The 24,665-nt window shown below is 61.9% G+C and carries 18 protein-coding genes and 2 tRNA genes; 12 read left to right on the top strand and 8 right to left on the bottom strand.

What is annotated here, in order from left to right; all coding sequences use genetic code 11:
• Window positions 1-67: 67 nt before the first annotated feature.
• The 4 genes from KTAU_RS21090 to KTAU_RS21105 all read right to left on the bottom strand — a co-directional run bounded on the left by KTAU_RS21090 (window position 68) and on the right by KTAU_RS21105 (window position 5,481).
• Window positions 68-442: a response regulator gene (locus tag KTAU_RS21090; protein WP_151730213.1), complete on the bottom strand. Its 375-nt coding sequence runs from the start codon at window positions 440-442 to the stop codon at window positions 68-70.
• A complete protein-coding gene (locus KTAU_RS21095) occupies window positions 426-3,128 on the bottom strand; it encodes a sensor histidine kinase (RefSeq protein ID WP_151730214.1) in 2,703 nt (900 codons plus the stop codon). Before KTAU_RS21095 ends, KTAU_RS21090 begins: the two co-directional genes overlap by 17 nt.
• A 257-nt stretch (window positions 3,129-3,385) precedes the next feature.
• Complete coding sequence (locus tag KTAU_RS21100) at window positions 3,386-4,504, bottom strand: ABC transporter permease (RefSeq protein WP_151730215.1); 1,119 nt, start codon at window positions 4,502-4,504, stop codon at window positions 3,386-3,388.
• Between the two features lie 89 nt (window positions 4,505-4,593).
• Complete coding sequence (locus KTAU_RS21105; protein ID WP_228026578.1) at window positions 4,594-5,481, bottom strand: ABC transporter ATP-binding protein; 888 nt, start codon at window positions 5,479-5,481, stop codon at window positions 4,594-4,596.
• Window positions 5,482-5,865: 384 nt separating this feature from the next.
• On the opposite strand from KTAU_RS21105, the gene KTAU_RS21110 reads away from it, so the two are divergent.
• The 7 genes from KTAU_RS21110 to fxlM all read left to right on the top strand — a co-directional run bounded on the left by KTAU_RS21110 (window position 5,866) and on the right by fxlM (window position 15,025).
• The gene (locus tag KTAU_RS21110; RefSeq protein WP_151730216.1) at window positions 5,866-6,906 is read left to right on the top strand and encodes an ATP-binding cassette domain-containing protein; all 1,041 of its coding nucleotides are present in this window, start codon (window positions 5,866-5,868) and stop codon (window positions 6,904-6,906) included.
• Between the two features lie 162 nt (window positions 6,907-7,068).
• Window positions 7,069-8,226, top strand: coding sequence for a glycine cleavage system aminomethyltransferase GcvT (gene gcvT, locus KTAU_RS21115; RefSeq protein WP_151730217.1), 1,158 nt, complete (start codon window positions 7,069-7,071; stop codon window positions 8,224-8,226).
• Between the two features lie 130 nt (window positions 8,227-8,356).
• Window positions 8,357-8,743 (top strand): glycine cleavage system protein GcvH, encoded by a 387-nt coding sequence (gene gcvH, locus KTAU_RS21120; protein ID WP_112434190.1) that lies wholly within the window; start codon window positions 8,357-8,359, stop codon window positions 8,741-8,743.
• Between the two features lie 332 nt (window positions 8,744-9,075).
• Window positions 9,076-10,431: an aminomethyl-transferring glycine dehydrogenase subunit GcvPA gene (gcvPA, locus tag KTAU_RS21125; RefSeq protein ID WP_151730218.1), complete on the top strand. Its 1,356-nt coding sequence runs from the start codon at window positions 9,076-9,078 to the stop codon at window positions 10,429-10,431.
• Window positions 10,428-11,936: an aminomethyl-transferring glycine dehydrogenase subunit GcvPB gene (gene gcvPB / locus KTAU_RS21130; RefSeq protein ID WP_151730219.1), complete on the top strand. Its 1,509-nt coding sequence runs from the start codon at window positions 10,428-10,430 to the stop codon at window positions 11,934-11,936. The genes gcvPA and gcvPB overlap by 4 nt, the downstream gene beginning before the upstream one ends.
• 285 nt (window positions 11,937-12,221) lie before the next feature.
• Window positions 12,222-13,631, top strand: a complete 1,410-nt coding sequence (locus tag KTAU_RS21135) for an amidase (RefSeq protein WP_151730220.1) — start codon at window positions 12,222-12,224, stop codon at window positions 13,629-13,631.
• 38 nt (window positions 13,632-13,669) lie between these two features.
• Window positions 13,670-15,025, top strand: coding sequence for a methyltransferase, FxLD system (gene fxlM, locus KTAU_RS21140; protein WP_151730221.1), 1,356 nt, complete (start codon window positions 13,670-13,672; stop codon window positions 15,023-15,025).
• Here fxlM and KTAU_RS21145 read toward each other — a convergent pair.
• A complete protein-coding gene (locus KTAU_RS21145) occupies window positions 14,979-16,169 on the bottom strand; it encodes a potassium channel family protein (RefSeq protein WP_151730222.1) in 1,191 nt (396 codons plus the stop codon). The genes fxlM and KTAU_RS21145 overlap by 47 nt on opposite strands.
• A 546-nt stretch (window positions 16,170-16,715) precedes the next feature.
• Here KTAU_RS21145 and rsgA point away from each other — a divergent pair.
• Both rsgA and KTAU_RS21155 read left to right on the top strand, forming a co-directional pair.
• A complete protein-coding gene (gene rsgA / locus KTAU_RS21150; protein WP_151730223.1) occupies window positions 16,716-17,714 on the top strand; it encodes a ribosome small subunit-dependent GTPase A in 999 nt (332 codons plus the stop codon).
• 61 nt (window positions 17,715-17,775) lie between these two features.
• Window positions 17,776-21,120 (top strand): adenylate/guanylate cyclase domain-containing protein, encoded by a 3,345-nt coding sequence (locus KTAU_RS21155; RefSeq protein WP_151730224.1) that lies wholly within the window; start codon window positions 17,776-17,778, stop codon window positions 21,118-21,120.
• 20 nt (window positions 21,121-21,140) lie between these two features.
• Here the strand turns inward: KTAU_RS21155 and selA are convergent, their stop codons facing one another.
• The 3 genes from selA to KTAU_RS21170 form a co-directional block, all read right to left on the bottom strand.
• Window positions 21,141-22,514 (bottom strand): L-seryl-tRNA(Sec) selenium transferase, encoded by a 1,374-nt coding sequence (gene selA, locus KTAU_RS21160; protein WP_151730225.1) that lies wholly within the window; start codon window positions 22,512-22,514, stop codon window positions 21,141-21,143.
• A 180-nt stretch (window positions 22,515-22,694) separates the two neighbouring features.
• Window positions 22,695-23,126, bottom strand: a complete 432-nt coding sequence (locus tag KTAU_RS21165; RefSeq protein WP_052887442.1) for a type II toxin-antitoxin system PemK/MazF family toxin — start codon at window positions 23,124-23,126, stop codon at window positions 22,695-22,697.
• Between the two features lie 115 nt (window positions 23,127-23,241).
• Window positions 23,242-23,472, bottom strand: coding sequence for a hypothetical protein (locus KTAU_RS21170; RefSeq protein ID WP_112430148.1), 231 nt, complete (start codon window positions 23,470-23,472; stop codon window positions 23,242-23,244).
• Between the two features lie 325 nt (window positions 23,473-23,797).
• On the opposite strand from KTAU_RS21170, the gene KTAU_RS21175 reads away from it, so the two are divergent.
• The 3 genes from KTAU_RS21175 to KTAU_RS21185 form a co-directional block, all read left to right on the top strand.
• Window positions 23,798-23,881, top strand: a tRNA-Tyr gene (locus KTAU_RS21175).
• Between the two features lie 186 nt (window positions 23,882-24,067).
• Window positions 24,068-24,139, top strand: a tRNA-Thr gene (locus tag KTAU_RS21180).
• 403 nt (window positions 24,140-24,542) lie between these two features.
• Window positions 24,543-24,665, top strand: a 123-nt coding sequence (locus KTAU_RS21185) for a GTP-binding protein (protein WP_228026531.1), incomplete at its 3' end; no start/stop codon positions are given.

Consider the following 24,665-nt stretch of genomic DNA (forward strand, 5'->3'; position numbering starts at 1 on the left):
ATATTATTGTAGGCAACAGAGCAACAGAGGACAGAGGGAGACGGACAGCAATGGGAAGGTGCAACGCTCATGGGGAGAGTGAGCGGAAAGGGGCGAGAGCCTGCAAGACATCCTCGACCGAGAAGGGCTTTGGCATCAGGCCGTCGGCCTGCAGGGGAGAGGCGTCGACCAGGCGGTCCATTGCCGACATCAGAATAATGCGGTGGCGGCGGCGCAGCTCCGGCTGAGCGGCCAGTCTGCGGCAGAGCGTGCTGCCATCCATCACTGGCATCATCAGGTCCAGAAAGACCACGTAGCGCTCCTTGCCCAGCAGCACCTGCAGCGCCTCCTCGCCGTTGCGGGCTGTGCGCAGGCGGCAGCCCTCGAATTCAAGAATATCGATCATCATCTCACGGATGAGCGGATCATCATCGACAATCAGCACGTTAAGCTGGCTCGTCATGGTCGCTGGCCGACTCTTCCTCCTGTTCGCGGACTTCGGGGGGTGGACTGGTGCGTGGCAGATAGAAGCTGAAGATCGATCCCTCGCCGGGCACGCTGCGCTCCAGCCAGAGCTTGCCGCCCATCGCCTCGATAAAGCGGCGGCAGATATAGAGGCCCAGGCCGGAACCACGTACGGGCGTGGTCAACGTCCGTGAGGCGCGGACGAACTTCTCAAAGATCTTGTGCTGCTCCTCGGGAAGGATGCCCTCGCCCTGGTCGCAGACGCTCACCACGGCCACCGGCAGGTCGGCCCCTTTCTCGATCAGGGCCTCATGATCGACCTGTTCCTCCGGGAGCGGCACCTCGCCCAGCGCCATCTCGCGCACGCGGATCTCGATCTGGCTATCCGGCGGCGAATATTTGGCGGCGTTATCGAGCAGGTTCGTCAAGACCTGGCGCAGCAATTGCGGATCGCAGTAGAGCCAGATGTCCTCGGGCACGTTGACCTGGATCTCCTGCTCGATATTGATGCTCAGAATGCTGACCGCCATCTGTACAGCGGTGCGCAGCTCGACCGGACTGGGGTGCAGCTCCAGCTTGCGCCCCAGGGCATCCATATTGGCAGCCTCGGTCATGTTGGCTACCAGAGCACTGAGCTGCTGGGCGGAGGCCGCAATCTTGCTGGCAAAGCGGAGAATCTGCTGCGGCGTGGCGCGCGCGCTCTGACGCTTGAGCAAGGAGGCATAGCCACTGATGGCGCTCAATGGCGTGCGCAGCTCGTGGGAGGCGGTCACGATAAACTCATCCTTGAGCGTGTTCATGCGCTGCAACTCGGCATTGGCCTCCTGAATCTGCTCGAAGAGCTGGGCGTTGCGGATGGCGCTGGCGGCCTGACTGCAAAGAGCCAGCAGCATGCCGATCTCTTCGGGCTGAAAGACGCGGTCCTGATGCGGCGTGTGGAGGGAGAGCAGACCCATCAGTTCGGTCTGGTACTGGACCGGAATCATGATCATGCGCTGAATCTGGGTCTCGCGCAAGAAGATGGCTCCTCCCTCGCTAGCCGTTTGCGCCAGCTCTTCGGCCAGAGTGCCATCGAGGTAGAAGAAAGCCCCTTCGCTCGCCATGCGCTCCAGGAGAGACCCCTTGAAGGGCAGGCGAATCATTTCGATCAGCTCGCGCTCCTTCTCGCTATCGGCGTGCATGAAGGAGAGCGCTTCATTGCTGGCCCCTTTGTTACTGCGGGCGTAGATGGCCTGAGCAATCAACTCTTGCCCATCGGGCGACAGCTGAAAGAAGACGCCGATCTCTGCCTCAACAAGATTGGCGACGGCCCGCACGAAGTTGTCGAGCATCTCACGTACATTGAGCACCAGGCTGATGGACTGCAGGGCGCTATTCATGGCGGCCAGCGATTCCTCGCGCTGCCGGGCCTTGCGCAGCAGGCGTCGAGAGCGCTCGTAGAGCCGCGCGTTCTCGATGCCGACGGTGATGATCTGGACCATCGTCTCCAGCACCTGGATGTCCTCGTGTCGGTAGGCGTTGGGCCGTTGGCTGGCCAGGCTGACTGAGCCGATGACGCGGTTGAACATTTTCATCGGCAGCAGCAGGAACGATTCGGCCTGACGCTGGTCGCCCCAGACGCCTTGCAGCAGCTCGTCGTATTCATGCTGGCGCAGATGGGCCGGGCTCAGCAGCAGCGTGCGCTTCTCTTCTTGGGTGACGCGCCACCACTGCCGCCGAGTGCGCGGTTCCACGGACTCGGTTGGCAAACCCTCGACAGGCCGGCCATCGCAGACCGCGTAAACGTCATAGATCATGCGCGTATCGCGGTCGTAGAGGGTGACTAGCATGGCCGAGACGTCGACGATACGCCGTGTGAACTGATAGACTTGCTCCAGCAGGTAGGCGAGATTGACGGTCGACGGAAAAATGGCGCTGAGCTGCTGCAGAGATTGCAGGTGCTCGCTGGTGCGGCGCTGGATCTGACGCAGACGATGATTTTCCAGATAAAGGGCCATGCGCTCGGTGAAGGTATGGACCTCCTGGCGCTGCTTGAGATCAAAGCCGGGCGAGGGCACCAGCTTGTAGAGAATCACGACCCCCAGAACCTGCGGCTGAGGCGCTGCGCGCTGGCCGCTCTCTTCTTGCGCAAGTGGCGGCTCCTGAATGGGGGCGGCAAAATACCAGTAGGGTCTGATGTCAAGGTTTAATGGCGTCTTGTGCTGGCCATGAAAGGCATAAACGTAACTTTCATGCTCCATGATGCAGGAGCGATTCTCACGCCAGGTATAGCCGATCAGGTCCTGGCCTGGTGCATAGCGACTGCCGACCGGGAAGAGGCTCCCTGGCAGCGGCGGTACATCTTCCAGCTCCTCCTGAAGCCCGGGTGTCCGCTTCAGACGTCCTACCGCTGAGGAGGAAGGATCTTGCAGATTGATAGTCGTTCGCCTGCCGACGCGATGAACGCTCTCCACGCCGCTCTGGCCTGTGCTCAGACTCAGACTGGGCTGGCCTCCTGCGCCTCCGTTGCGCAGACGCACGTGGAGCCTGATGACCATCTGCCCTAGCAGGGTATCATACAGCGCTAGACATGCTCCCTGTGCCGCGAAATGTCCCATCATCTGGTGGACCAGCTGCTTCAGGGTTGCTAGCGGATAAGCCTCATTGCGCTCTGGCTCCGGCTCCCCCCAGATTGCTGTCGGCATCGGTCTGTTCTCCTGTTTCCACTGCAGAAGCGCACAGGCGGCAGGAGCGTGCAGGCTGATGTGGTGGCCTGCTTGCTCTCCGCCGCTGATAGCGTCTGCTGTGCTCGCGCTCTTCCTGTCGCGAAGACAGGATATCACAAGCTGTGTCTGTTGTCATCAGCCTGGTGCCTGTGGTAGGGGCCAGACTGCCGGCCAGATGAGCGGTGCCCTGCTGGACCGTGACCGATGATCAGCCCGAATCTCTCCCTCCCTTGATACTAGATGCTGCTCGCGACTGCTGCCTGCTGGCGCAGGCTCCAGGCGGCCAGTATGAAGAGCAGCAGAGTCGTTCCGGCGATGACTGCCAGATCGGTTAACATAGTCGCGGCTGACGTCTGGCCGGTCAAGGCGTTGTAGATACCCTCGGCCAGGTAGTAGACCGGAATGGCCTTGATGATAGTCATGAAAGACTGGTTCTGAACAAACTGCCCTAATGGACCGACGAAAAGCGCTGGCACGATGAAAAAGAAGATGAGGATACCCCCAACTGCTCCCGAGGCCGAGATGGTGTTGAAGAGACAGCCGATCAGAAGCCCGATGGCGTTGGTCAGGCAGGCCCCGATGAGGAGGAAAAGCAGCAGCCAGGGCAGGTTACCGATTAATCCCTGCATGATAAGAAAGACCAGCGCCAGCAGTAGCACCTGGTAAACCAGACTGACCAGCAGCTTGCCAGCAATGATGTCGCCGAAGGAGACCGGCGAGGCCAGCAGCATCCGCAGGGTCTTCTTTTCTTTCTCTTCGATGATCAGGCCTGGTACGATACCGGTGGCATTCATGATGGTCATGACGAGCACATACATGACGAAGAAGGCTTTACTGTTTTCGCTGAAGGTGCTCGGCTGAGGCGGATTAATCGTACTGGTGACCACGGCCAGCGGCGGCTCGGGCGCGACGACCTGGCGCCCGTAATCGGTCAGGGCTTGAGCCAGTAGGGTGCGCTGGGTGATTCCGATGCTATCGCCGTTGAGGAAGAGCTGTAGCTGCGGATGGCGGCCTGCGCGCAGGTCGCTCTCGAAGGTAGGGGGAACGATCAAACCGAGCGCGTAGGAAGACTGCTTGTGGACTCCGTCCGGACCAAAGGCCGCTTCGACCTCGGCAGCACTTGCCGCGTGCGTGATTGTGGGTGTCGAGAAGGCGGCGCTGACGATATGCTCGACCGGAGATTGGCCTGGATTGTAGATGAGCAGGCGCGTTGGTGTTCCACCGATGAGACTATTGATGAGGCTGAAGAGCACGGCCATGAAGATAGGTAGGAGCAGCCCGACAAGCGTCGCCTTGTTCTGGACGATATCGATGAGATCTTTGCGGGCAATGGCCAGCATGCTGCGCAGGTGCATAGTGATAACCCTCCCTGAAGCAAATGTGTGCGTTTCTCTTGTCTTCTGCTGTCTTCTGCCAGACTAAACGATGACGAAGAAGACGATGGCTAGGATAGCGGCACGCCAGCGACGTGGAAGAAGACTTCTTCCAGGCTGGCCTCCTGCGTGTGAAGAGCACGGACCCGTCCCTCGCTGAGCCAGCGCGTCAGCTGCTGCTGATCGTCAACATCATCTAGCTTGAGGGTGATGTCGCACAGGCGCTGGCTGTGGTCCCGTTGCTCTTCCAGAGTGACCTGCAGCAGGCGTTTACCGTGCTGCAATTTCAGATGCCGCGGGGTATCATTGGCGACCAGGCGCCCGTTGACGATGAAAGCGACACGCTGACAGAGCTGGTCGGCCTCTTCCATGAGGTGGGTGGTCAGCAGGATCGTGGTGCCGGCTTCGCTCAGCTGCCGAATGACCTGGCGCACGGTATGCGCCGAGATGGGGTCGAGACCGCGGCCTGGCTCGTCAAGAAAGAGGACGGATGGCTGATGCAACAAGGCCCGTGCAATGAGCAGGCGCTGCTTGAGACCCTGGGAAAATTTCCCTACTGGCTCGCGCGCTCGGTCCCGCAGGTCGACTAAGGTCAGTACTTCGTCGATGCGCTTCTCTGGCAGGCCGTAGAGCCAGCAGGAGAAGCGCAAATTGGCGCGTGCCGAGAGCCGTTCGTACAGGTTTTGCTCCTCAAAGACGACTCCGATGCGCTGCTTCAGACGCAGGCGATCTCGGGCCACGTCGCAGCCGGCTACGCGTGCCCAGCCGCTATCAGGGATAATCTGCCCGCTGAGGAGGCGGATGGTGGTGGTCTTGCCGGCGCCATTGGGGCCGAGCAGACCGAAGATTTCACCACGCCTGACGCTAAAGCTCAGGTCAGCAACGGCCTGGCGTTGGCCGAAGGTGCGCCGCAGCTGGTGGGCTTCGATCATCAGCTCCGGCTCAAACTGGTGCTCCACGCTAGGATCTCCTTTCTTCTCTTCACTCTTATCGCTAGATCGCTAACGGTCTCTCTGTCTGCCTGCCTGCCTGCCTGGACCCTTCCCGCCCGGCGGATGGCTCTGAGCTGACTGTACCATCTGCTGCCGCGCAACGCCACAAAAAAAGGCTGACTGGCGTCATAGGAGTCTTAAGAGGCTGTTTTGTGGGGGTGAATGGTCGCTGACTGGGGCTGAGTGGAGCACAGGCTGGCATGAATGGCGCCGCTCTGGCTGACGACAGGGGTCTACCGGGGGCCTGGATCTGCTCTTTCTACCCGGGCCGGCTCTCCTGTATAATGATCTGCGAGAATCGTCATCGCTCGATCCAGGCTCGACTGCCACGTCGTGAGAAGAAGGAGCGTTATGCTGTTAGAGATCTGTCGGCTGGAGAAGACGCTTGAGGGGCGAACCGTGCTTTCCATTCCTCATCTGCAGATAGGAGCGGGGGAAATCGTGGCCCTGGTTGGTCCCTCGGGCTGTGGCAAGACCCTCTTGCTGCGCATGCTGGCCGGCCAGCTTAAGCCCAGCGGGGGGAACATCATCCTGGACGGGCGCGATCTCTCGCGTGACCGCCAGGCGCGGACGCGTGTCGCCTTGCTCTTTGCGGAGGATCTGCTCTATGAGCGCTTGAACCCGCGGCAGTTTCTGGCTTTCTTCTGCACGCTCCACGCTCTCCCCTCTCGACGCATTGATGAGGTGTTGACGGCGGTCGGCCTGGGCGATCAGGTACGGCAACCGATCAGCAAGCTCTCACTCTCGGCCAGGCGTCGTCTCTCCTTCGCTCACCTGCAGCTGCTGCAGCCAGCCCTGGCGCTGCTCGACGAGCCGGTGGAGCGCGTCGATTGGGATACTGCCCAGCTCTTCGCTCATCTCATCCAGAATCTGGCCGTCCAGGGTAGCGCCGTGCTGATCGGCGTCAGGGACCTCGCCTGGGCGGGCAAGTTCTGTACGCGCGTCATTGAGCTGGAAGCCGGGCGCATCAGCGGCGACTATAGCTATGCGGCGCGCTCTGGGGGGAGCGAAAGCAAGGAAGGGGAAGAAGGGACGGCGGCGCCGACGCGCTATGTCCCCTACAAGGTCACAGCGCGCCGTGAGGATCGCATCATGCTCTACGATCCCGCTGAGGTCCTCTATGCCACCAGCCGCGATGGTCGCACCATTCTGCGTACCGTTGCCGGTGAAGAAGCCACCACTAATCTCACGCTGCAGGAGCTGGAGCAGCGCCTGAGCGGGCGTGGTTTCTTCAAAGCCCATCGCGCCTACCTGGTCAATCTGCAGCATATCAAGGCCGTTATCCAGTTCACGCGCAACAGCTACACGCTTCAGCTCGACGATCCCCAGGAAACGATGATCCCCTTGAGCAAGCAGTCAGAAAAAGAGCTGCAGAATCTGCTCGACTACTGATGGCGGCGCGGTTTCCGGTGTCGAGTGAGCTAGTCTGTGCCTGGGGCCAGCCCTGTAGAGGGAAGAAGGCGATTCGACGCTGTCGGCAAAATCTGTTATAGTGGAAGCGTCAATCAGGCAGGCACACCAAGCCAAGCCTCGAACCTTGCCAAGGAGTCAACGATGACAGCAGAGCAAGCCGCAGCAGCTCCTCTCAAACGCACACCGCTCTATGAGCAGCATCAGGCCCTTGGGGCGCGCATGGTCGAATTTGGAGGCTGGGAGATGCCGCTGCAGTACAGCAGCATCCTCGAAGAACATCGGGCCGTGCGCACGCGGGCTGGCCTCTTCGACGTCAGCCACATGGGCGAATTCCAGGTTGAAGGCCCGGAGGCGCTGCCGTTTCTCCAGTATTTAGTCCCGAATGATGTCGGGCGACTCGCCATCAACCAGGCGCTCTATACGACGCTCTGCCTGCCTACGGGGGGCGTCATTGATGACCTGCTTGTCTACCGTCTGGAGGCCGAGCGCTACATGGTCGTTGTCAACGCGGCCAACATTGCCAAAGACCTGGCCTGGTTCCAGGAGCAGGCCCAGCGCTTCAGCGCTCTTCGGATCACAGATCGCTCACAAGCAACAGCCCTGCTGGCTCTGCAGGGACCGGAAGCCCAGGCCATTCTCCAGCCCCTGGCATCCGTTGACCTGGCGACGATTCGCTACTATCGCTGCCTGCCGGGCAGTGTGGCGGGGCTGGCCTGCCTGATCTCGCGCACCGGTTATACAGGCGAAGACGGTTTTGAACTCTATTGCGAGGCGGAGCAGGCCCCAATGCTCTGGGAGCGCTTGCTCGCAGCGGGGAAAGAGCGTGGCCTGGTTCCCGCCGGGTTGGGTGCGCGTGATACCCTTCGTCTAGAGGCCGGCTATTGTCTCTACGGCCATGAGCTGACAGAGCAGACCAATCCTCTGGAAGCCGGCCTGGCCTGGACGGTAAAATTTGAAAAAGGTGACTTCATTGGCCGTGAGGCCCTGCTGCAGGTCCGCGAGCAGGGGCCGGCGCGCAAGCTCATGGGGCTGGAGATGGTGGAGCGCCGGGTGCCCCGTGGCGGCTATACTATTTATGACAGCGACACTGGCGGCGAAAGCGGAAGCAGTGGAGCTAACGAGCGGGCCATCGGTGTGGTCACCAGCGGCGCCCCCAGTCCAACGCTCAACAAGAGCATCGGCATGGGCTATGTCGAGGCAGCTCGCGCGATCCCCGAGCACCTCGTGCAGGTCGAGATTGGCGATCGGCGCCTGGCCGCGCGCCTCGTGACTCTGCCGTTTTACAAGCGCCGCAAGTAAGGAGCTGGGCGCGCAGGCAACACCATCGTCCGGGGCCGGACAAGCAAGCAGGAAGGCCCTGGCCTGCGCTACGAGCTGACCAGGAGTGAAACGCTGATCAGAGCAGAAGGAGACAGAGGATATGGCGAGCCTGAACCATCCGGCTGACCTCAAGTACAGCAAAACCGATGAGTGGGTCCGCGTCCAGGGCGACCAGGCGACCATCGGCATCACGGACTACGCCCAGGACCAGCTTGGCGACGTTGTCTATGTCGAGATCCCTCTGACGCCCGGTCAACAGATAGGCCGCGATCAGAAGTTCGGCGACATCGAATCCGTGAAGGCCACCTCAGAGCTGGTGGCGCCGATCAGTGGCGAGGTCCTGCAGATCAATGAGCTGCTGAAGGATCATCCTGAGCTGGTCAATGAGCAGCCTTACGGGGATGGCTGGATGTTGGTGGTGAAGCTGAGCAACCCTGCAGAACTGGATGATCTCATGACCGCTGAGCAGTACATTGCCTATCTCGAAGGGCGCTGACTGCCTGCCTGCCAGACTGCCTGACTAACTTAAACTTACTCGCTCGCTGTGGCCCGCTCCGCCTATGCCGCTATTCTGCAGCTTCTCACTCGCCTACCTGCCACTCGATAGCCCTGTCTGCTAGACCAGCCACTGGGAGAGGCGAAGAGAGGGCGCGCAGCTGCAGCGTCGCCCGCGCTGGCGGGCCACCTGTGCCACAACTGGTCAGATGTCTGGATGTCCTGAGCCTTAGCCTGAAGCAGAGCAGCCGATGGGGGATGCTTCGACGGGCCGGTGAGCATCGAGTCTGACCACCCTGATTCCCAGTTCGTCGTTCGGGAGATGAAGTTACGATGGGATACATACCGAACACGCCCCAGGAGCAGCAGGCCATGCTTGAGCGCCTGGGCTTGCAATCGCTGGAGGACTTATTAGAGCCGGTGCCCGAGGAGGTGCGCCTGCGCCGTCCCCTCAATCTGCCGCCGGCCCTGGCCGAGCCAGACCTCAAGCGGCTGATGACAGGCATGGCGGCCAGGAACAAGAGCCTTGATCGGGTAATCTCCTTTCTGGGTGCTGGCACCTATGAGCACGCCATTCCCAGCGTTGTCCCGCATCTACAGCGGCGCTCCGAGTTTGTGACCTCCTACACGCCTTATCAGCCGGAAGTCAGCCAGGGGATGCTGCAGGCCATCTACGAGTTTCAAACAATGGTCTGTCAGCTCACCGGTCTCGACATTGCCAATGCCTCCCTCTACGATGGTGCCACCGCTCTCGTCGAGGCCGTTTTCATGGCCCTTGGCCCGGGTGGTCAGGGAGAAGTAGTCGTCTCTGCCGGTGTTGATCCTCAATATCGGCGTGTTCTGCGCACCTACGCCCGTGCGCGCGGCTTCCGCGTGCGTGAGATAGCCACGGAGAACGGCGTCACCTCGCTGGCCGCTTTGGAGGCTGCCGTTGGGCCGGAGACTGTGGCCGTAGCCATCCAGCAACCGAATTTCTTTGGCTGTATTGAGGATGTCAAAGCTATCGAGCCACTGGTGCATCGTCAGAGCCGCACCGTCTTTATCAGTGTCACCAGCGAGCCAGCCTCGTTCGGTCTGCTGGCCTCGCCGGCGGAGTACAAGGCCGATATCGCTGTTGGCGAGCTGATGAGTTTCGGCAATCCGATGAGCTTCGGCGGGCCGGCCCTTGGTTTCCTGGCCGCACGTGAGCGCTTCCTGCGCCTGATGCCCGGGCGCCTGGTCGGGCAGACCGTCGAGGAGGGCGGTGCCAAGCAGACCGGCTATGTACTGACGCTGCAGGCGCGCGAGCAGCATATTCGTCGTGAGCGCGCGACCTCTAATATCTGTACCAATCAGTCACTCCTGGCTGTCGGCGCCACCATCTATATGGCGGCCCTGGGCAAGGAGGGCCTGCGCGAGCTGGCAGCTCTCTGCTTGCACAAGGCCCACTACGCTCAGCGCCAGATCAGTGCCCTGCCCGGCTTTGATGCTGCCTTCAGCAATCCCTTCTTTGACGAATTCGTGATCCGTCTCCCGATCTCGGCCAGTCGCTTACAGGAGCACCTGTTGCAGTACGACATCATCGGCGGCTATGACCTGGGCCGCGATTATCCCGATCTGGCTGATCATATGCTCTTCTGCGTTACCGAGATGCGCACTCGCGATGATATCGACCGCCTGGTGGCGGCTCTCAAGGAGGTGGCGGCATGAGCGTAGAGCCGCTGATTTTTGAAAAAGGCGCCCCCGGACGACGCGCGGCGACGCTGCCGGCGCTCGACGTTCCTGCGGAGCCGCTGGAGAGTCTGGTGCCGCCCCATCTACTGCGCCAGGAGCCGGCCCCGCTGCCCGAGGTGAGCGAGATCGAGATCGTGCGCCACTATACCCATCTGTCGCAGCGCAACTTTGGCGTCGATACCGGCTTTTATCCGCTCGGCTCCTGCACGATGAAGTACAACCCCAAGCTGAACGAGGACATGGCTGCCCTGCCTGGCTTTGCCTTGCTCCATCCTTTGCAGCCCGAGAGCACCGTGCAGGGAGCGATCCAGCTACAGTACGAGCTGGAGCAGTATCTGGCTGAGATCGCTGGCATGGCTCGTGTGACGCTGCAGCCCTCGGCGGGCGCGCATGGTGAGCTGACCGGTCTGATGCTTATCAAAGCCTACCATGAACACCGCGGCGAGGGCCATCGCAATCTGGTGCTGATTCCTGACAATGCCCACGGTACCAATCCCGCCAGCGCTACCCTGGCTGGCTACCGGGCCGTCGAGATCAAGACCGATCCGGCGACCGGTGGCCTCGATATGGACCGCCTGCGCTTGCTGCTTGATAGCCAGGGGCAGCAGGTGGCAGCTATTATGTTGACTAATCCTAATACGTTGGGCATCTTTGACCGCAACGCTGTCGAGATCGCGCGTCTGGTGCATGAGGCAGGGGGGCAACTCTATTACGATGGGGCTAATGCCAATGCGGTGCTGGGCATCACGCGCCCGGGCGATATGGGCTTCGATGTCGTGCATTTCAATTTACACAAGACCTGTAGTACCCCCCACGGAGGTGGTGGGCCGGGCGCAGGACCCATCGGCGTCAAAGAGCACCTTGTTCCCTTCTTGCCTGGTCCATTGCCGGCCAGAGACGAGCAAGGCAACTATTACTGGGCTGATCCAGGGCCGCTCTCGATTGGCAAAGTGCGCGCCAACACTGGCAACTTCGGAGTCCTCGTACGAGCCTACGCCTATATCCGCACCTACGGGCCTGATGGCCTGCTGCGCGTGGCCCAGAGCGCCATTCTCAATGCCAACTACCTGCGTCACGAGCTGGCGTCTGACTATGAAATCGCCTTCCCCCAGGTGCGGCTCTGCCAGCATGAGTTTGTCGCCACGGCTCAGCGTCAAAAGCAAGAGAGCGGTGTTACGGCCAACGACATAGCCAAGCGTCTGCTCGACTTTGGCATGTACGCCCCCACGGTCTACTTCCCGCTCATTGTCCACGAAGCGATGATGATCGAGCCGACCGAGACCGAGACGCGTGAGACGCTGGACTACTTTATCAAGGTCATGCGTCAGATTGCTCACGAGGCGCGTACCAATCCCGAGATTGTCAAGACGGCGCCGCATACCACACCAGTGGGGCGGCTCGACCAGGCGTTGGCGGCGCGCCGTCCAAATCTGCGCTGGAAGCCAGGGCAGGAAGCGACCCACGGACTCGGGCAGCCGTAAGCTCCCAGAGCCAGGAGCGAGCGGAGCGGTCGCGCGGATAGAGTGGTCAGCCTCTCCTGCCTGCTCTACTGGCTAGCTCTGTCTGCGCGACTGCCTATGTCCTGTCCGTCTGTCTGTCTGTCTGTCTGTCTGTCTGTCTGGAAGCCTGGAGTGGAGGACGGCCTGTGAGTGAGGAGGGAGAGATTGGAGCGTGGCGGCAGATCCGCGCGTGGTACAATAGAAGGAAAACGTGGTCGCCCATTGCCTGGGGCAAGCAGAATGCATTGCGCGGCATGAAAGGGAAGCATGCTCTATCGATCCATTCGCGAGCTGGCGGATGACATCCGCTCTGGAATGACTACCCCTGGAGAACTCGTCAGCGAGGCGCTGGAGCGCATCGAAGCTCTTGACGGTGAGCTACAAGCGTTTGTCACCGTGATGCGCGATGCGGCCCTCCAGGCAGCCGAAGAGGCCGAGCGCGAGCAGCGGCGTGGCTTCTTCCGCGGCCCCTTGCATGGTATCCCCATTGCCGTCAAAGATCTTATTGCCGTGCGGGGAGAGCGCCTGACCGCCGGGTCGCGAGTATTGGCCGACTATGTGGCGCCCGAAGATGCGAGTGTTGTGGAGCATCTGCGACGGCACGGGGCGATCATCATCGGCAAGACCAACACCCACGAATTCGGCCTTGGCATCTTTACGCCACCGACGCGCAATCCCTGGAAGCGCGATCATGTCCCCGGCGGTTCAAGCGGAGGCTCGGCGGTGGCGGTTGCTGCTGGCATGTGCGTCGGGGCCATTGGCACGGATACTGGCGGCTCAATTCGCATTCCGGCTGCCTGCTGTGGCGTCACCGGTCTCAAACCGACCTATGGTCGTGTCAGTTGTCATGGAGTCATACCGCTCTCGCGTTCGCTGGATCACGTTGGGCCGCTGGCGCGCAGCGCCGAAGACTGTGCCTTCATCTTCGATGCCATTGCCGGCTACGACCCGCGTGATCCTGAGAGCGTCTCTGGTCCTCCCTCGCGCTCTTCGGCGCTGCTCATTGAAGGACCCGAGGGACGGGGGCCGCTCTCGCTGCAGGGTTTGCGGCTTGGTCTTCCGCCCGAGGACTTCGTTGCGCCACTTGATCCAGAGGTACGTGCGGCCTGGCGGGCTGCTGTCCTCATCTTCCAGGAGGCTGGGGCTCATATCAGCGAGGTGTCGCTCAGCCGGCCCTCACTGGCGACCTTTCGCACTATCCAGCTGCCCGAGGCTGCCTTTGCCCATCGTGAGCGTGGTTGGCTCAGCGAGCGCGCGGCCCTCTATGGTCCCCTCACTCTGCGTCGTCTACAAGAGGGTGAGCGGATCTGGGCTGTCGACTATCTCCGTGCCCAGCAGGAGCGGCGCCTCTTCTCCACACAGCTGCGCTCGGTGCTGCAGCGAGTTGATGCGCTCGTGTTACCCGCCCAACCCATGCCGGCCATTCCCATTGCCCAGATCGATCAAGAGATTACCATTGAAGGCCAGCGCGAGGAGGCTACCACTGCCTCGCTGCGCCTCACGCTGCCCTTCAACCTGGCTGGTCTTCCCGCCGTGGCTTTCCCCTGTGGCTTTAGCCAGGCCGGCCTCCCGCTTGGTCTCCAGGTAGTGGGCAACGCTTTCGACGAGGCGACCGTCTTGAGAATTGCCCATGCCTACCAGCAGCTGACCGATTGGCATCGGCGAGATATTCCCTGACCAGCAGACAGGGAGGAAGGAAAGGAAAGGAGGGCCTTATGGAAGCTGGTCCGGTGCGTGGCCCTGATCCTGATCCGGTCCATCAGGGCGACCCAGGCCTGCCTCGGGACCAGCTGGAGACGCTGCAGCAGGCCCTTGTTGAGCACCTGAAAGGGCGTGGCTTCCTGCGCTCGGCTCGTATCGAGGCGGCCTTTCGAGCTGTACCCCGACATCTCTTCCTGCCAGGGGTGCCCCCTGCAGAGGTCTATCGTGACCAGGTCATCCCTCTCAAAGTCGTCGACGGCGTCTGTGTCAGCTCCTCTTCGCAGCCGGCCATTATGGCCATCATGCTGGAGCAGCTTGGCCTGGAGCCAGGTCAGCACGTACTGGAGATTGGCGCTGCCAGCGGTTACAACGCCGCCCTCATGGCCCATATCGTGGGTGAGAGTGGCAGCGTTGTGACGGTCGATATCGATGAGGATCTGGTGAAGGGGGCGCGTACCCATCTGGAAGCTGCCGGCTACCGACAGGTGCGGGTCATCTGTGGGGATGGCGCCCAGGGCTATCCACCCGCCGCCCCTTATGACCGCATCATTCTCACCGTGGCGTCGGGTGATATTGCCGCGCCCTGGTACGAGCAGCTTAAGCCTAATGGGCGCCTGCTGCTCCCGCTGGTCCTCCGTGATACTCAGTTTTCCGTTGCTCTAGAGCGGCGAGACGACCATCTTGAGAGCGTCTCGGTACGTTGCTGCGCCTTTATGATGCTGCGTGGCCCCTTCGCAGAGGCTGGGGGTATCTTCGCCCTCGGGCCAGGACCCGAGGCCGGTCCTGCGCTCCAGCTGCGCCTGAATAACTACCAACCGGTGGATGTGGTCGCCCTCTATCGGGCCCTAACCGGTCCCTGGTACGATCTGCCTAGTGGCGTGTTTGCCAGCCTGCATGAGGTCCATTACGGTTTTAACACCTGGCTCTCCCAGCACGAGCCGGCGGCCTGTAGTCTCGTGGCTCAGCGCGAGCATTCAGCACTGGCCGAGCTACCCTGGCTCTTCAAAATCGCTGGCCTGGAGATACGCACCTCTATTGGAATCGTGGCCGACAATCAGATTGCCCTGCTCGCGCTGCCTCCGGGCTGGAGGCAGCCGGCCAGTGGCAATGGTCAAGGGGGCCAGGCCGTCTGTGAGATCATGGTGCGCTGCTTCGGTGGGGCCGAATACCTGGCTCGCCGCCTGCTTTCTCTTCTGCGGGCCTGGGATACGGCAGGCCGCCCCGCCGGCTGGTTCCTTTTCCCAAGCGATGAGCACCTGCGCCTGCGGGTCTACCCGCTACACGTTTCCGACTTTGAGGAGCCGGGCCCTGAGCGCCTCATCTTTACCCGGCGCTGGTCTCGTCTGGTGATTGAACGCCTGACTTCATAGTCTCAAACTTCCTTTGCAGCGTGAGCATCTTACGCTGCCAGGCCAGCGTGTCCCGGCTGGCGGCCAGCGGTTCCCACGGACTGGTCTGCCAGTCGTCGATGACCTTCGCCGGCGCCCAGGCCGGCAAGGGCATCTCCAGGCGCCGTGCCAGACTCTGGACATACCGCTCGTAAAGCTGTCGTAACTCGGCCAGGCGCTGTTCGCGCTCTGGTGAAACCTCCAGCCCCAGCTCCTCCAGTGCGGCCAGCAGACGGGCGCGCTCCTCGCCAGCCAGGCGGTCCTCGCCAGTGGGCCGCGGCTTCACATCGAAGACCTGAGCCAGATCGACTGCGGCGTGGCGTGCGATGGCGAAGGTGAACCAGGCCGTCTGCGCGGGCAGATCATCCAGATAGGCTATGGTCAGCGCGCAGGTGTCGAGCAGCGTGGTTAAGGCAGCCAGCCATGACTGGCGTTCGTGCTGTGAGCGATAGTAGATGAGAACAGGGTAAGAGAGATGGCTCTCCAACAGCTCGGCGGCCCAACGCTCCCACTCGCGCAGCAGTCGCACCAGCTCTGGAAACTGCTCCCCCTGGCTGTGGCGGCGTAGCAGCTCCAGAGCACTGGGGGGCGAGCCGGCGTGTGCATCGAGCTGGGCGATGCTGGCCTCGCGCCGCGAAAAAGCCTGATAGATGACCGGTAAATAGCTGAGCACCAGAGCCAAGAAGCCAAAGCCCATGCCAGCCTCAATGACTGTCACCAGGCGCGGCAGACCCGCCGCCGGAGCGACATCGCCAAGCCCGAGCGTGAAGAAGGTGGTCCCGCTAAAGTAGAAGAGGGTACCCAGCGAGACCTGCTGCTCAGGCGCATGCACTGTCATGCCCAGACTCCATTGTAGCAAGGCGAAGCCACTGATTAAGCCGATGGCCCAGATCACCAGGAGGAATAAGAGCGAGAGCGGCCCGTATAGACTCAAGTAATATTCGCGCCGCGCTCCATTGTGGATGAGATGAGCGGGTCGACGCCACAGCCACCAGCTCACTCGAAAGATCAAGCTTGTCAGTCGAAAGCGGCGAGTGACACGTCGAGGTAATACTACAGCCTCAAAGGCATCTTGTAGAATAACGAGCACCAGCGCCACACTTCCAAGGCCAACTATCCAGGACATAATACCACTCCTCTTCTTCTAAGCAAGAGCCATGTCAACGACAGCTTGCTCTCACCCAGGCAAACCGGCCAGTCAATAAGCCATGCTGTTTCAGGCTAGCCCATGCGAGTGGGGAACGTCAATGTCTCCTGTCACTGGGGCCTGGCCGGCCAGCGGGCAGAGCGCGGGCGAAAAAGCCAACTGCCTGTCTGTCTGGTAGGTGGGAACTGGCCAGCTCTCGTGCAGGGTGGCTCGCCGTTGAGAGCGCAGTCCATTGACAAAGTGCCCGTCTCTCCTGTAATCTGTCTGGAGAGATAAAAAGGGCCTCTCTTCTCTGGCCTGCGCTGCGGAACGGGGGAGCCAAAGGGTAGCTATGACTGTCTCTTCTGTGCTCATCGACCATGATTGCAGGCCGGAAATCAGCGAGCTTCGCTGTCTCATCCCGCCTTGGGCGCATCGTACCATGGCCCGGGGATGGCGGGGAGGCAGCCAATACGATGATAGATAGAAGATTGAGGACGCTGGACGCTTGAGGGTGCTGAAGGAAAGAAAGCCAGCAAGTACAAGATGGAACTGCTGACCGGTATAGTGCTTAGCGGAGCACACGGCATCTATGAGGTCTATACCGATCAGGGCAAGCTGCGTTGCACACTCCGCGGCAAACTGAAGAAGGCGTTCGCCGAGGCAGCCCGGGGACGCAGCGTGCGCGGCAAGGCTACCGGTCCCCTGGCGCGTCAGCAGCGCGCGGAGGCAGAGGTGGCGACGTTGCCTTCGCGTCTGAGTGTCGGCGATCGCGTCAAGGTGCGGCGGCTTGATGCGGAGACTGGCCTGATTGAGGAGGTCTTGCCACGCCAGAGCGAGCTAGCGCGGCGCGATGTCGGCTCACGCGAGAGCAATCCGCGGGCGCAGACGCTGCTTGCTAATCTCGACCAGGTGGTGATTGTTTTTGCCACCACGCAGCCGGAGCCTCATTTTGGCATGCTTGACCGCTACCTGGCTATCTGCGAGCATGCCGAGTTGCACCCGATCATCTGCCTCAATAAGGTTGATCTGCCGCACGACAAGAGCGTCGAAGAGACTGCCACCCTCTATCAGCAGCTCGGCTATACGGTTCTGTGGACCAGTTGTGAGACTGGGCAAGGCATCGAGCAACTGCGCGAGCTGCTCAAAGGCCATATCACTCTCTTCACCGGCCCTTCTGGCGTAGGTAAGTCTTCGCTGGTCAATGCCCTGGAGCCAGGCATGGCTGTACGCACCGGCATGGTGAGCTCCGCCACTGGCAAGGGGCGTCACACTACGACCAGCTCGCAGCTCTATCCGCTCTCCAGCGGTGGTTGGCTAGCCGACTCCGCCGGTATTCGGGCCCTCGCCGCCTGGAACATCCCTGAAGAGGAGCTGGCGAGCTGCTTCGTTGAGTTCCGGCCCTACCTGGGTGAATGCTTCTATTCCGACTGCCTCCACGTTGATGAAGAAAACTGCGCCATTCGTCAGGCGGTGAAGGATGGCCTGATCAACGAACGGCGCTATCAGAGCTACGTCCGCATGTTGAAAGAAGAAGAGCGCTAGAGTGTGCTTGCTCTCAGCTCCCTGAGTGAGAGGGGCAGCCGGGGCGCAGGGGCCAGATGCCATGCCCGAAGAACGCAAGCTTGTCACGATACTCTTCGCCGATGTGACCGGCTCTACTGCTCTGGGCGATGAGCTTGATCCTGAAGATTTGCGGACCTTGATGGGCCGCTACTATGCGCATGCCCGGCAGATAATCATGGCCCACGGCGGTACGCTAGAGAAGTTCATCGGCGATGCTGTCATGGCTGTCTTCGGCTTGCCGCGTGCTCATGGAGACGATGCCGAGCGCGCCCTGGCGGCGGCGCTGGCCCTGCGCCAGGCCGTGGAAGATGATCCTCTGCTCCCCCCGGCTTTTCGCCTGCGCATTGGCGTCAACAGCGGTGAGGTTGTCGCCACAGGCGATAGCAGCCAGGGCGATTTCTTAGTGACGGGCGATGCCGTCAACGTTGCCGCCCGCCTGCAGCAGGGCGCCGCCCCCGGCGAGATCCTGGTGAGCGAGCGCACCATGCAGGCGAGCAGACTTGCCTTTCTCTTTGGTCCGGCGCGCGAGGTAACCGTCAAAGGCAAGCCGCAGCCGTTGCGCGTCTTTCCTCTGGAGGCCGCCCGCTCACGACGTCTGCTGGAGCTGCCTCCTTTTGTGGGCCGCCAGCGCGATCTAGAGCAGCTACAGCTCTTGCTTGAACGCACCTGCGAGGAGCGGCGACCGTACTGTCTCTCGCTCATCGGTCCGGCGGGCAGCGGCAAGACGCGCCTGCTGGCGGCCTTCCTGGACTCGCTCGCTTCGTGTCCCGGGCTGCGCATTGCGCGCGCCTCCTGCCCGCCCTATGGGCAGCTCTCTGCGGCCCAACCGCTGAGTGAGCTGCTCGGCGGTCTGCTGCACGGCGAGTCAGCGTCTGTCTCGCAGGCCGAGAGAACCGTCCTGCAGGCCTGCTTTCGCGAGCAGGGCTACAGTGAGGAGGATGCCGCGCGCCTCACCGCATTGATCCTGCAGTCGCTGGGACTGAGCGCCGGCAGGAACGCCCTGCCCGCGAGCATCTTCGCCGCCTGGCAGCAGCTCATTGAAGGCTGTGCCCGGCGCGCTCCCTGTCTCATCATCGTCGATGACCTCCACCATGCTCCTGATAGCCTGCTCGATCTCATCGAAGCGCTGCTCGGCATGCGGGCCGCGGTCCCGCTCCTGCTGATCCTGCTCAGCCGGCCAGAGCTGCTGGAACGCCGTCGCAACTGGGGGGCCAGCCGGCAAAACTTTCTCTGCCTGACCCTGCCGCCTCTCACCAGAGAGCAGATCCGCACGCTGCTGGCAAAGACGGAGGTAGCCCTGCCTGGGGAGCTGCGCGAGGAGATCGTCGAGCGCGCCGACGGCAATCCCTTTTTTGCCCTGGAGCTGGTACGTGGTCTGCAGGAGCTGCAGCAACAGGGCCGCAGCCCGACAGGCATCGCCCTGCCCGATACCGTCCATGCCAGCCTGCTGGCGCGTCTCGACCTGCTCCCCGCACCGGCGCGCCCCCTGCTGCAGATCGCCTCGGTAGCCGGACGGAGCGCTCCCAGGTCGCTGCTGCAGGCCATCTTTCTCCAGGAGGAAGGACTGACCAGCGAGGACTTTGAGGAGGCCCTCAACGACCTGCTGCTGCGCGAGCTCCTGGCCGCTGAGCCGACCGAAACCCTGACCTTCTCACAAAATCTCGTGCGCGATGTCGCTTATACGACGCTGGCGCGTGGCGAACGCCTGCGCCTGCACAGTCGTATCGCGGCTTGGCTGGAGCAGCAGGCGAACCAGCCATCAGCGCAGGCGAACACTCCCCTGATCGCCTATCACTATCGCGAAGCCCTGCACCTCGCCCGGCAAGGGACCATCCGCCAGGAGCCACCGTTTCCCAGCGCCGTAGCACTGCGAGCCTTCGAGCAGGCGGGTCTGCTGGCGGCCAGTGCTGGCGCCTTTGCCGAGGCCAGGCGCTGGCTAGAGCTGGCCATCGAGCTGGCCGCTCCTGACGAGCAAGTGCGCCTCTATGAGCTGCTGGGCGACTGCTTCTACTGGGGGGATACACGGCGTGCGGCCTATCAAGAGGCCCTGGAGCGCTGGCGCTCCCTGGAGCAGCGCGATCCCCTCAGCGGGGCGCGTCTGCTGCGCAAGCTGATCATCGGCGACACGCGCTTCTCCATGCTCCACCCGCTCACGCTAGAGGAGGTCGTCCGTCTGGGTCAAGAGGCCCTCACCCTCGCTGAGCAGGCTGGGGACGAAGACGAGATCTGGCGCCTGCGCGTCGCCCTCAGCTTCGGCCTGATCATCAATCAGCCTTCAGATCCTCTCGAGGCTCAGGCGCATCAGGAAACCGCAAGCCTCTTATTCACGAATGTGTTCATCAAGCCCATCTCCGGCTCAGCGGAAGCGCATACCCATCTAGAGACCGCGCGCAACCTGGTGCTGCAGGCTATCGACTATTTCGAGCAGCGTGGCGACCAGGTTGCTCTGAGCGAGGCCCTCGACGCCCTGGGGGGGCTTGACCTCTTTCTGGGGAACAGAGAGAGCATCATCAGCACCGCCATGCGCCGCCTGAGCCTGCCCGCTCTACCCGCCGAGGAGTACATCGATGCCATCAACGGGGCCGCCTACGCCAACCTCGTGCTCGGCCAGCTGCAGCAAGTGATCGATCTGGGCAAGACAGCCTGCAGTCGTGCTCGTGCGGAGCTGCCTCTGCCATACCTGAGCAGAACGCTCTCCGCGCTCGCCATCGCGGCCTTTCTCGCCGGCCAGTGGGAAGAGATCGACGCCCTGCTGCCCCTGCTGGAGGCCACGCGCGAGCAGATCGGCGCCGATGTAGAGCGTATCGCTCATCTGGCCGACGCCTACGCCTGCGCGCTCTTCGTCGCGCAGGCGCGCGAAGCAACGGCGGAGTGGGAACGCCTGGCAACCCTGTTACGCTCCCTGCTGCCAGAGGAGGAACCGCGTCTCGCAGCCGACCGCGGCAGCCTGGAGGCCCTGCGGCAGGACGATCCGCAGCTCATGCCAGTCGAAGGCTTCCGGCCCGATTACTTACACCTGCTCTATCTCCTGCGCTTCTACAGCGAACACGGCCTGAGCGCCCCGCCAGCTCTGCTGACCGGAGCCGAGCAGCTTCAGAGCAAGGGAGACAGTCCCTTGCTGGCTCGCTACCTGGCGATCGCCCAGGCCCTGGCCACCAACAACCTGGCAGCTCTCGCGCGGGCCATCGACGAAGTCGAAACAGCGGGGCATCTCCCGCACGCCGCCCGCATGCGTCTCATCCTCGCTCAGCGCAGCGGCGACCGTCAGCAGCTGGAGCGCGCCCGTCCCATTCTGGAGCGCCTGAGAGATCGGCGTGCCCTGCGACGCCTGGCCAGGATTGAGGCCCTCCCCAGCAACGCCCCGCCCGGGCGGAGCGCCAGCTAATCGCCGGGCCGCTTCCTCCCTCACCCATCGCGCAGGCAGGCCAGCAGACCGGCCAGCAGCTCCTCATCCTGCTCCTCCAGAACCGTGCGCGGATCAAGCAAGAGAGCGTCGCGCAGAATACGTCCCACGATCGGCACCGGGCGAGCGCGCAGACGGCGCGCCAGCTCCTCCAGCGAGCAAGGAACCTGACCCTCTTCCAGAGCCAACAGTGCCGTGGGCAGCGTCTCCCCCGGCAGCGAGCCACCGCCGACCGTCGACTCTCCAGAGCGCACGCTTGCCGCGAAGCCCTGCGCCTGCAAAGTTCGCGCCCAATGCTCCGCGCGCTCCTGCAGACGCACAAGAGGAAGCGCAATCATGCGCCAGACCGGAATCGCCTTCTCGGCCTCGCCGCGCTGATAATGGCGCAAGGTCGCCTCCAGAGCCGCCAGCGTCAGCTTATCGACTCGCAGCGCTCGCATCAGAGGATGACGAGCGATACGCTCCAGCAGCGCGGCGCGTCCCAGAATAATCCCCGCCTGCGGTCCGCCGAGCAGCTTATCGCCCGAAAAGCAGACCACATCAACGCCTGCTGCCAGACTCTCCTGCGGCATCGGCTCGTGGGCCAGTCCATAGCGCTCGCTTGGAATCAAGCAGCCGCTGCCCAGATCCTCCATGACCAGCAACCCATGATCATGAGCCAGCCTGACCAGATCGCCGATAGGTGTAGACTCCACGAAGCCCGTCAGGCGGAAATTGCTTGGATGGACCGCCAGCAGCAGGGCAGTGCGCTCTGAGATGGCTGCCGCATAATCGCTCAAGCGGGTGCGGTTGGTCGTGCCCACCTCTACCAGCAGGCAGCCGCTCTGGCGCATCACATCGGGCACACGGAAACCGCCGCCGATCTCCACCAACTGCCCGCGAGAAATAATCACCTCACGGCCCGCTGCCAACGTCGACAGGCTTAGCAAGACCGCGGCGGCATTATTGTTCACCACCAGTGCCGCCTCAGCGCCAGTCAGCTCACGCAGCAAAGCTGCAGCGTGCACCGAGCGAGAGCCGCGCTCGCCGGCCTCCAGATCGTACTCCAGATTAGCGTAGCCGTGGGCCACGGTCTGCATTGCCTGTAGGGCGGCAGCGCTCAAAGGAGCACGACCCAGGTTGGTATTAATAATCACGCCGGTGGCATTAATGACCGGGCGAAGCGAGGGCTGGAGCGTCGCCGCGAGCCAGCGGCGGGCTGCTGAAAGCAGCTCGGAGGGTGAAGGGCAAGAAGCGCCCTGGCGGACCGCGGCGCGAGCCTCCGCCACCACCTGGCGCAGAGCGCGCGTCGCTAGAGGGCGCCCGAACTCAGCGCTCAGCTGCAGCCCCTCGGGTGACTGCAACAGAGCGCTAATCGAAGGAAGAAGACGCAACATTGCAGCATCCTCAACAGAGAAGAAGAGAGTGCACAGCAATCCAGTGCCGCGACGAACCGGGGCGAAGCCTTGCAGGGACGAGACGGAGCGCACTCAGTCAGGCTGCAGGCTGAGCGCAACCTGCTTTGCTCACACCCTTCCACGCTTGCTCACGTGCACACAGGCAGTTGCGTCCTCGAGTCAATGCAGAGAATAATACATCGTAATGCCCAGGCTATTGGCGATCTTCCCCATAATCGCATAGAGATCGGCATCGTGGAGGCGGCAGATCGCATATTGATCCGCGAGCAGCGTGCGCAGAACGGGATAGAGCAGCTCCGTTTTCACCAGGCTATCGGTATCCAGAAGAGGATAATCGCGTTTCAAGAGCAGATGGTGATAGGGACGGAGCTTACCCCGATAGGACGTTAGCGCGACCACATTGACGGCGCCGGCGTGGCGGCAGAACGGCTCAGCGGAGACCACCAGCGCCGGGTGCCAGTCCAGGATACGCTTCTCCTCGATGCCGGGGGGAAGGGCGGGATAGCCAAAATTCACCCAGTATACCATGCCGAACTGCACAGGCGTATGATACGTCAATGCTTCAGGCGGCAACTCTGGTGGATGAGGCATAGCGTTTTATCCAGACACCCTACCTTGACACATCACGTGATAAATTGAGATGGTACTCAGTAACGAGAATGATACCACAAAAAGGGCCAGTGTGCATCTGGCGCCGGGTGAGCCATTACCCTAAGCGGTGAGCGGAGACGGCGGAGGTGCGGCTGGAAGTATCGCCGCTTTCGCGCTGGGCATAGAAGCAAGCGCTGGTGAGGGACCAAGAACGCTCGACCAGGCTCAGGCGCTCCTCGCGTTCCTCCTCACTTTCCTCCAGGAGGGCCTGAGAGATCAGCTCCATCTCCTGCTGATACTGCTCAGCGAGCAAAGAAGAGCGCTTGAAGTCGCAATTCGTTGCCATAGAGAATACCTCGTTCCTTCTTCCTTCCTTCGTCCTGTTCCGTCCTGACCAGAAAACAGCGCCCGGCGCCGTTAGGCCCAGACCGAGCTGCTGCAGGCTGGCGCGAGGGTCACACCCGTGCTGGTGGGGAAGCGCATTTTCTTCGACGCAGGAGATTATACCAGCAAAACTGGCCTGCGACAATGGCAGGCCCCCAGACTTTCCTAAGCCGCTGTGCTCTTCGCCAACCTTCCCAGAAAAGTGCTTGACATCATCTGCCCCGTCAGCTATAATGGTCACGTCAGCCAAACAGCGAGTGGCTGGCAACAACTGAGTGGCTTCGCGTGGGCAGTTTCCGGAGCGGTCAAACGGGGCTGACTGTAAATCAGCTGGGAAACCTACGGGGGTTCGAATCCCTCACTGCCCACCAGCGCAACAACGGCATGCCTCGATCAGAGCGTACGCTCAGATGAGGTGAGTGCGCGAGAGAAGAGGCGGCTGCAGGGCAGCGGTGCACCTGGGCGCGCGTGGAGAAGGTGAGTGAGCGGTAAAACAGTGGCTGAGTAAGGGGAGAGATAGCCCGCCGCCTGGTGTCAATGCGCTGATGATCTGTCTGGCCCGTGTGGCGCAGCGGTAGCGCACAGTCTTGGTAAGACTGTGGTCATGGGTTCGATTCCCATCACGGGCTCCCGTGGTTTCTGATGATGCCTTGCTGCTTTCTGAGGCATGCATCTTCACGAATATCCGCGTCGGATCTTTCTACGTTTCGCTGCCGTCTTCTGATACCGTCGCCGCTTCCCTCCTTCTTCGAAGATTCTTTCCTCTCCTGGTGGCTTGCGTCAATAACCATCCTGAGTAGAGGCGAGAATCCGAAAGGGCGAGAGAAGTCAGGCTGGATGCCAGACCGGTCCGTTCGCTCGGTCGCTCGCTCGTCGATCCGCCTGACCTGAAGAGAGCCAATAGGATACTGAATCGAGCAGAATGCACGACGCAGGAGACGGCTGCTGCTTGTCTAGCGCTGGTCGCTCTTTTGTTATCTCTTCATCATATTGCACGAGTACGGTCGAATTGCAGGAGGAGCCTTTGAGGTTATGGCGAAGCAGAAGTTTGAGCGGACGAAGCCGCATGTGAATGTGGGCACGATTGGGCACATTGACCACGGGAAGACGACCCTGACGGCGGCGATCACGCGGGTGCTCTCGCGAGTGCTGCCC

Origin of the sequence: Thermogemmatispora aurantia (genome assembly GCF_008974285.1) — a bacterium.
Classification (GTDB): Bacteria; Chloroflexota; Ktedonobacteria; order Ktedonobacterales; family Ktedonobacteraceae; genus Thermogemmatispora; species Thermogemmatispora aurantia.